The organism is Lysinibacillus sp. NPDC047702 (assembly GCF_050272555.1).
GTDB lineage: Bacteria > Bacillota > Bacilli > Bacillales_A > Planococcaceae > Lysinibacillus.
This window is the reverse complement of the sequence record NZ_JBNNMG010000007.1, coordinates 146,432-156,055: the sequence shown is the minus strand read 5'-3', so window position 1 is coordinate 156,055 and position 9,624 is coordinate 146,432. Positions and strand designations below refer to the sequence as shown.

Here is a 9,624-nt window from a genome sequence, read left to right as displayed (position 1 = left end):
TGAGCAAAGGTTGATTGGAGTGTAGACTGAGTGACTCCTCGGGGATTCAGCGTCACAGATGAGACCCTGGAGCGAGCTACGCGAGTGAAGCGGCTTATCGACGCCCCCAGGAAAGCACTCAGTCGGAACGGAGATCAACCCCTCGTTTTGAAAAAGAGCTATACTTTTTAATTTGTCACCTTGATGTCATTGACATAATAGTATTTCAACAACATGACTAAAGTAAACTTTAGTGCTTTAGCGATTGATGTATTGTTAATATACAAAGTATTTGATAGCTAACAAGGCAACAGGATATACAACAAATGGAGTACATTTAATGGCTCTGAGGTTTTGAATAGAGTTGATTCAAATTATTTAATCTTAATTTTAAGAGAAGGTGTTCTATGAAAGTAATAACTAGAATTATTGCGCTTACTGTATCGTTTTTTCTTGTTCTACAATTGCTAAATACAAATCAGGTAAGGGCTGAAACAATAGTCACGAAAACACCAGTTGAGGACGGAACATGGGATAAGTCAGGAAAGTATACTGATTTGACAGAGAACTATGTTGGATACTCAGCTGACTCTCAGTACGGGATACAAAAATCTGCACTTAGATTTAATTTTACTGATATCCAGGATCACATTAAGAAAGCAACACTTCGAATCCATATTCAGAGTGTACAGGATTTGAATCCGAATGATTCTTTCTATCCGCATGTATCTCTCTATGGTTCAAGTGTTAGTGATTGGAATTCTTGGAATACACAAAATCCAAACAAGGTTCCGTTACAATTAAATGATCCAATTCTATATGAAAAAGATACATCACTAGTTACAAATACTTGGAAGAATTTCGATGTTACGGATTTTGTAAAAAGTCAATCTAATAAAATTGTAACATTCGTTCTAAGAAGTGAGGAAATTATGCCTGGAGTGATGTTTATTTATGAGTCGAGAAATTCCTTTACCCCAGCATTGTATCCACAACTTGTTTTGGAAACTGTATCTGGATATACAATGACATATAACAGTAATGGAGGCACGGGAGGAAGTGTACCGTTAGATAGCAATAGTTATATGTCAGGCGATGCAGTGACTGTGAAAGGGAATACAGGAGGTTTGGCGAAAACGGGGTACACGTTCTCTGGCTGGAATACGGCATCAGATGGAAATGGAATGAATTATTTGGAAAATTATACCTTTGCAATAGGAAGTGCTGATGTGATGTTATATGCAAAATGGGTGGAGCTGACCAACGCGAAAACCCCGAGCATTGATATACAGCCGACCGACAAAACGGTAAATATGGGAGATAGTACGACATTGAGTGTAGCGGCGAGTGGAGGAGCCTCATTAAGCTATCAGTGGTATAGCAATACAACGAACAGCACGAGTGGAGGTACGTTAATCAATGGAGCGACAAGTCCAATGTATGCAGTATCAACAAATACAGCAGGAACGACTTACTACTATAGTATAGTAACCAATACGGATAACAACGCAACCGGTAGTAAAACAGCAACAACTACGAGTAGTGTGGCAAAGGTGCAAGTAAATGCGTTAACCCATGCAGCCACGCCAACGATCGACACACAGCCTATAGACAAAACAGTGAATGTGGGAGAGAGTGCGACATTGAGTGTAGCGGCGAGTGGAGGAGCATCTTTAAGCTATCAGTGGTATCAGAATACAACGAACAGCACGAGTGGAGGTACGCTTATCACTGGAGCGACGAGTCCGACGTATGCAGTACCAACAAATATAGTGGGAACGACCTACTACTATAGTATAGTAACCAATACGGATAATAGTGCAACAGGTAGTAAAACAGCAACAACTACGAGTAGTGTGGCAAAGGTGCAGGTAAATGCGTTAACCCACGCAGCCACGCCAAATATCGATACACAGCCCACGGACAAAACGGTAAATGTGGGAGAGAGTGCGACATTGAGTGTAGCGGCGAGTGGAGGAGCCTCATTAAGCTATCAGTGGTATAGCAATACAACGAACAGCACGAGTGGAGGTACGTTAATCAATGGAGCGACAAGTCCAATGTATGCAGTATCAACAAATACAGCAGGAACGACTTACTACTATAGTATAGTAACCAATACGGATAATAGTGCAACAGGTAGTAAAACAGCAACAACTACGAGTAGTGTGGCAAAGGTGCAAGTAAATGCGTTAACCCATGCAGCCACACCAACGATCGACACACAGCCTATAGACAAAACAGTGAATGTGGGAGAGAGTGCGACATTGAGTGTAGCGGCGAGTGGAGGAGCATCTCTAAGCTATCAGTGGTATAGCAATACAACGAACAGCACGAGTGGAGGTACGTTAATCAATGGGGCGACAAGTCCAATGTATGCAGTACCAACAAATACAGAGGGAACGACTTACTACTATAGCATAGTAACCAATACGGATAATAGTGCAACCGGTAGTAAAACAGCAACAGCTACGAGTAGTGTGGCTAAGGTGCAAGTAAATGCGTTAACCCATGCAGCCACGCCAACGATCGACACACAGCCTACAGACAAAACAGTGAATGTGGGAGAGAGTGCGACATTGAGTGTAGCGGCGAGTGGAGGAGCATCTTTAAGCTATCAGTGGTATCAGAATACAACGAACAGCACGAGTGGAGGTACGCTTATCACTGGAGCGACGAGTCCGACGTATACAGTATCAACAAATACAGAGGGAACGACTTACTACTATAGCATAGTAACCAATACGGATAATAGTGCAACCGGTAGTAAAACAGCAACAGCTACGAGTAGTGTTGCAAAGGTGCAGGTAAATGCGTTAACCCACGCAGCCACGCCAACGATCGACACACAGCCTATAGACAAAACAGTGAATGTGGGAGATAGTATGACATTGAGTGTAGCGGCGAGTGGAGGAGCCTCATTAAGCTATCAGTGGTATAGTAATACAACGAACAGCACGAGTGGAGGTACGCTTATCACTGGAGCGACAAGTCCAACGTATGCAGTATCGACAAATACAGCAGGAACAACCTACTACTATAGCATAGTGACCAATACGGATAACAGTGCAACAGGTAGCAAGACAGCCATAGCAACTAGTAGCGTGGCAAAGGTGGAGGTAAATGCGTTAATCCATGCAGCCACGCCAACAATCGACACACAGCCCACGGACAAAACAGTGAATGTGGGAGATAGTGCTATGATAAATGTATCAGCGAGTGGAGGAGCCTCCCTAAGCTATCAGTGGTATAGCAATACAACGAACAGCACGAGCAAAGGTACGTTAATCAATGGAGCGACAAGTCCAATGTATGCAGTACCAACAAATACAGCGGGAACGACTTACTACTATAGTATAGTAACCAATATGGATAATAGTGCAACAGGTAGCAAGATAGCCACTGCAACAAGTAGTGTGGCAAAGGTTCAGGTAAAATTAGCAAACCCACAAACTTCAGGTAGTGGCACTACATCATCAAACGATAATAATTTATCCCCAGCACCTGTAAAAATTACACTGCATACAAATGGTGGCACAACACTAGCGCCAATCGAAATTGCTTACAATACCAAGATAAGCCAATTACCAGTTCCAGCAAGAGAAGGCTTCCGTTTTGACGGCTGGTATCAGGATGCAGAGTTTACAAAGCCGTGGGAGAAAGAGATGCTTGTTCGTGAGAATATAGCGCTTTATGCGAAATGGACGGCATTGTTAGTAAAGGAATCAGAAAAACCACAAGAACCACAAGAACCCCAACTGCCAAAGCCAGTAGTAACATACGGTGATCTGTCACATCATTGGGCGAAGGAGATGGTTGAGGAACTAGCCACACTAGGCATTATTCAAGGATATGAGGATGGCACTTTCCGTCCGAATGCACCGATTAGCCGCATGCACGTAGCGGCTTTATTGACAAGAGCCTTTCCATTTGAACCAGTACGAGCAGTATATAATTTCTCTGATGTTTCTTCAACACATCCTTACTACGATGCTATTATTACGTTGCAACAGGCAGGAATTATTGATGGTACAAATGGGGCCTTCCTACCAACAGAAAAGATGACGCGTGCACAGCTTGCGAAGGTGCTTGTTGGTGTACTAGGATTAACACCAGAAGGCGCAAGTTCATTTACTGATGTAGATAGTCAGCATTGGAGTGCAGGCTATATTGCGGTGTTAGAGCGTGAAGGGATTGCGCTCGGAGATAATGGCAAGTTCCGACCGAATGAGGTGGTGACACGTGCACAGTTCGCAGCATTTTTACATCGGATTATGCAACAATAAAATGCTATCAACGACATATAATTTTATAAAAGGGCTGTAGGGAAATGCATTTCTTTCCTTACAAGCCCTATCTTTATTTTGTTATATAATTAAATAAACAAGCCGATATACATAAGAGAGATGAGGTAATACTATATGCAAACAATAAAAGAAATTACAATTGCTTTAAAAGCCGCTACAGCGCATGAACCTTGGATGGATACTGTGCAGCAAGATGGGCGAGCAGGCGTGCAAAAAGCGTGGCAGCAGTTTTTAAAGCGCATGGAAAAAAAGCAGCAATTACAACGGGAGCATGATGTGAAAATTGCATTTGACGCACAATTTGGCCAGTTAGTTGCAGGTATAGACGAAGCTGGGCGAGGTCCATTAGCAGGTCCTGTCGTCACTGCAGCCGTCATTCTACCTGAAAATTGTCAGGCATTGCTAGGCTTAAATGATTCTAAACAACTGTCGAAAGAGACAAGAGAAAAAATGAGTAAGTTAGTAAAAGAGCATGCAATAAGCTATAGCATACATTTTCAAAATGCAAAAGTAATCGATGACATCAATATTTATGAGGCTACGAAACAATCAATGGTCGCAAGTATAGAGACACTAAAAATAAAACCGAATTTTGTTATAGCAGATGCAATGACACTGCCAATCAATTTGCCTCAGCAGTCAATTATTAAAGGTGATGCACAAAGCTTAGCGATTGCTGCCGCCTCTATTTTGGCGAAAACGGCGCGTGACGAATACATGGAACAGCTTGCACAAGAATTTCCACAGTATGGCTTTGAGCAGCATGTAGGCTATGGCACAAAACAGCATTTAGAGGCACTGGCTAAGTATGGACCGACTATTCACCATCGAGCAAGTTTTGAACCGATAAAATCTATGATGAAGGGGTAATGATATGACATCTACATCATTTAATCCGATTGCGGCACAAACTCAAACACAGGCGCTATCAACGAATCAACCATTAGCGATGAAACAGGGTCAATTATTTCATGGGACAGTTAAACAGCTATATCCAGATCAAATGGCAGAGATCCAAGTTGGTCAACAAAAGTTTATTGCTAAGCTTGAAGCGCCATTAAAAGCAGGTGACGCACATTTCTTTCAAGTGACAGGTACAAGCCCCCAAACGGAACTAAAAGTGGTTACAGGTCCTATGGGACAAACGGCTTCTGCTAGTCAACAAATCAATCAATTGCTTGAATCAATGAATTTACCAAAGACAGCTGAAATGCAACAGCTTCTTGCTCATTTTATGAAGGCGGAGTTACCGATTTCAAAAGAGCAGCTGATGCAGGCTGAAATGTGGTTAAAGGCTTTACCTGAGGGCATTACTAAAATGGATGCTCTACAAGCTATTCAAAAAATGGTAGAGCTAAAAATGCCGATGACGAATGAAGTTTTTCAGGCACTCATTAGTGGGCAAAAAACAGCAGGTATGAATTCCGTTATGGAAAACTTTACTCAACTTTTAGCAAAAGATACATCTTTACCAGAAAGTCTAAGGCAAAATCTAATGCAACAAATACAGGCAATTGCGAAGCCTTTTGAAGTAGAAACAGGTGGTTTAGTACTAGCTAAGTCCATTCAACTACTAACGAGTGAAGCTGCTTCTATGAGTGAAAAAATTCAAGCTTTGAATATTTTAAAAGAAGCAGGGATAATACCTCAGCAAGCTACTTTACAAAATTGGTCAAATCTTAACAATGCCAAGTCAGTTCAACCAATTCAACCTCAACAGGCTGGGCAAGTTATTCAAACAATTCTAACGACAAGCCCTGAAGATAAAAATCAGCTCATCAATCAACTTAAATCGTGGACGGCCAACCAAAGCCTATTAACGGATGATCAAAAACAGCAAATTAATCAATTAATCGATAGACTAAACCAAATACCAGCTACTAAACAAACATTTGAGATTTTTGCGAAGCAGATGCAGGAACAACTCATGAAAGCATTTGCACAAAATGCTTCAGAGCGTTTATTCACACAAGATAGTAATGCTCTTTCAGTAAAGGATCATTTATTATCATTATTAAAAAATGATGCGGCAACTCCACTACAAAATGAGGCATGGATGAGAAATCTTATGAAAAGTAGCATAGATTCCCCACAATCTTTGATTCAGCAAATGGTTACACAAGCAGATGCACAGGTACAAAATTCAATGGATAATAAAGCGATGGAGCACGCTCTTAAAACGGTATTGAAGAATCTAGGTATTAGCTACGAGGCAGCGCTTAATAATAAATCTGCGGATTTACAAATGATTGCACATCAATTAAAACCTCAGCTTCATACACTCTTGCAGGATGCACAAATTACACCTCAGCTGAAGGAAGCTGCAGAAATGTTAATGACACGTATGAATGGCATGCAGCTTGTATCAGGAGAGAATGGTCACCAACATCAGCTTATTATGCAAGTACCACTTGAATTTTTCGGCAGAAAGATGGATGCAACACTACAATGGAATGGACGTATGAAGGAAGATGGGAAAATTGATGCCAATTATGCGCGTATTTTATTTTATTTACAAATGGAATCAATGAAAGAAACTGTAATTGATATGCAGGTTCAAAATCGTGTCGTTACAGTGACAGTATTTAATGAAAATCATGACATTGTTCCACTTGCAGAACCGTTAAAAGCAGCATTAAAAATTGGCTTGGCAGAAAAAAAATATCAACTATCAGGAGTATTTATTAAAGAATTTGAAAAAGCCAAACCTGAAAAAATAACTGCTGTAGTAGAACAGCAGGAGGAACATAATGGAGTGGATTTCCGCGTATGAGTGAAGAAAAATTTACTCGAAAAGAGGCTATCGCGCTCACATATAAGCTAGGTCAATTTGAAAGTCCAAAAGTCGTTGCAAAAGGAAAAGGGAAAATAGCAGAAAATATTTTAGCACGAGCAAATGAGCACAATGTGCCGATTTATGAGGATCCAAACCTTGTTCAATTACTTGGGCAATTGGATTTAAATGAGTCGATTCCTGAAGAATTGTACCAAGCTGTCGCTGAAGTTTTTGCATTTATTTATCATTTAGATCAACAACATGGACAAAAAAATAGAAAAGATAAAGAATTCTGATAGTTTGAAAAATCTGTTTTAGTACACGAAGTAGAAAAAAGTGTCATAATAAGAGAGAAAATTCGAACAAAAGACAAAGTGTAGACTTTATCAGAATCTTTCGTTAGAATAGATTATGTTAGTAAAACAATTTTATGCAAATGTTTGATGGGAGGATGTATTATGAATATCCATGAATATCAAGGGAAAGAGATTCTGAGAAAGTATGGTGTAGCTGTACCAAATGGAAAAGTTGCTTTTTCCCCTGATGAGGCAGTGAAAGTAGCGAAGGAACTTGGCTCTAATGTAACTGTAGTCAAGGCGCAAATTCATGCAGGTGGACGCGGTAAAGCAGGCGGTGTAAAAATCGCTAAAAACCTTGACGAGGTGCGTACGTACGCAAAGGAATTACTAGGTAAAATTTTAGTGACTCATCAAACAGGTCCAGAAGGAAAAGAAGTAAAACGCTTATATATTGAAGAGGGTTCTGATATTCAAAAAGAGTACTATTTAAGTTTAGTATTAGACCGCGCAACATCCCGTGTTACAATGATGGGATCAGAAGAAGGCGGTATGGATATTGAAGAAGTAGCGGAAACAAATCCGGAAAAAATCTTCAAAGAAGTAGTAGATCCTGTTGTTGGATTAACAAGTTTCCAAGCACGTCGTATGGCGTTTAATATGAATATACCAGCAAACCTTGTAGGGAAAGCTGTTAAATTAATGTTAGGCTTATATCAAGCATTTATCGACAAAGATGCATCAATTGTTGAAATCAATCCGCTTGTTGTCACTGGACAAGGCGATGTAGTGGCACTAGATGCTAAATTCAATTTTGATGCCAATGCATTATATCGTCATAAAGATATTGTCGAATTACGCGACTTTGATGAAGAGGATGCAAAGGAAATCGAAGCATCCAAATATGACCTTAGCTATATTTCACTAGATGGCAACATTGGCTGCATGGTTAATGGTGCGGGTCTTGCTATGGCTACAATGGACACAATTAGCTATTATGGCGGAAGTCCCGCTAACTTCCTTGATGTAGGTGGCGGTGCAACAGCTGAAAAAGTTACAGAGGCTTTCAAAATTATCCTTTCTGATCCACATGTAAAAGGCATTTTCGTAAACATTTTTGGCGGAATTATGAAATGTAACATTATCGCTGAAGGTGTGGTAACAGCTGCTAAAGAAATTGGCCTAGCTGTGCCTTTAGTTGTACGTTTAGAAGGTACAAATGTAGAACTTGGAAAAGAAATTTTAAATGCATCTGGTTTAAACATCGTTGCAGCGGATTCGATGGCTGACGGTGCACAAAAAATTGTGGGACTAGTAGGCTAAGGAAGGCAGGGAGAATAATGGCTGTATTTATTAATAAAGATACGAAGGTAATTGTACAAGGGATTACAGGCGAAACGGCGCTTTTCCATACAAAACAAATGCTTGAGTACGGCACTAAAATCGTAGCAGGTGTAACACCAGGTAAAGGTGGTCTTGAAATCGAGGGAGTACCTGTATTCAATACAGTAGCAGAAGCAGTAGCTGTAACAGGTGCAACTACATCAGTTATTTATGTGCCTGCTCCATTTGCAGCAGATGCAATTCTAGAAGCTGTAGATGCTGAATTAGAATTAACAATCTGTATAACGGAACATATACCTGTCCTTGATATGGTAAAAGTTAAACGTTATATGGAAGGTAAAAAAACTCGCCTAGTAGGACCAAACTGTCCAGGTGTTATTACAGCAGATGAATGTAAAATTGGTATCATGCCTGGCTATATTCATACAAAAGGACATGTAGGAGTGGTTTCCCGCTCTGGAACATTAACATATGAGGCAGTTCATCAATTAACACAAGAGGGTATAGGTCAAACTACGGCTGTAGGTATTGGTGGAGACCCTGTCAATGGTACAAACTTTATCGATGTATTAGAAGCTTTCAATAATGACCCAGAAACATATGCAGTTGTTATGATTGGGGAAATCGGTGGTACTGCTGAAGAGGAAGCTGCTGAATGGATTAAAGCAAATATGACGAAACCTGTCATTGGCTTTATTGGTGGACAAACAGCACCTCCAGGAAAACGTATGGGTCATGCTGGTGCTATTATTTCTGGTGGTAAAGGAACAGCAGCTGAAAAAATTAAGGCTATGAATGCGGCTGGTATTGAAGTAGCTGAAACACCATCTGTAATTGGTGAAACGCTTATTAAGGTAATTAAAGAAAAAGGGCTATACGAAAAGTGTAAAACCCATTAAAATGGAAGATGTAGCACATTGTG

6 protein-coding genes are annotated in these 9,624 nt (G+C 40.4%); all 6 read left to right on the top strand.

Features of this window, described 5'->3' with window-relative positions; genetic code table 11:
* Positions 1-386 precede the first annotated feature (386 nt).
* The 6 genes from ACQKIM_RS06005 to sucD all read left to right on the top strand — a co-directional run bounded on the left by ACQKIM_RS06005 (position 387) and on the right by sucD (position 9,601).
* Positions 387-4,265 carry an S-layer homology domain-containing protein gene (locus ACQKIM_RS06005; RefSeq protein WP_427540536.1) on the top strand — a complete coding sequence of 1,293 codons (3,879 nt, stop codon included), beginning with the start codon at positions 387-389 and terminating at the stop codon, positions 4,263-4,265.
* A gap of 135 nt (positions 4,266-4,400) precedes the next feature.
* Positions 4,401-5,156: a ribonuclease HII gene (locus tag ACQKIM_RS06000; protein ID WP_427540533.1), complete on the top strand. Its 756-nt coding sequence runs from the start codon at positions 4,401-4,403 to the stop codon at positions 5,154-5,156.
* A 4-nt stretch (positions 5,157-5,160) separates the two neighbouring features.
* A complete protein-coding gene (locus ACQKIM_RS05995) occupies positions 5,161-7,059 on the top strand; it encodes a hypothetical protein (RefSeq protein WP_427540530.1) in 1,899 nt (632 codons plus the stop codon).
* On the top strand, positions 7,056-7,358 hold the full coding sequence (locus tag ACQKIM_RS05990; protein ID WP_427540527.1) for an EscU/YscU/HrcU family type III secretion system export apparatus switch protein: 303 nt from the start codon (positions 7,056-7,058) through the stop codon (positions 7,356-7,358). The genes ACQKIM_RS05995 and ACQKIM_RS05990 overlap by 4 nt, the downstream gene beginning before the upstream one ends.
* Positions 7,359-7,520: 162 nt before the next feature.
* Positions 7,521-8,681 (top strand): ADP-forming succinate--CoA ligase subunit beta, encoded by a 1,161-nt coding sequence (gene sucC, locus ACQKIM_RS05985; protein WP_427540524.1) that lies wholly within the window; start codon positions 7,521-7,523, stop codon positions 8,679-8,681.
* A gap of 17 nt (positions 8,682-8,698) precedes the next feature.
* Positions 8,699-9,601, top strand: coding sequence for a succinate--CoA ligase subunit alpha (gene sucD, locus ACQKIM_RS05980; protein WP_427540521.1), 903 nt, complete (start codon positions 8,699-8,701; stop codon positions 9,599-9,601).
* The last annotated feature ends 23 nt before the right edge of the window (positions 9,602-9,624 follow it).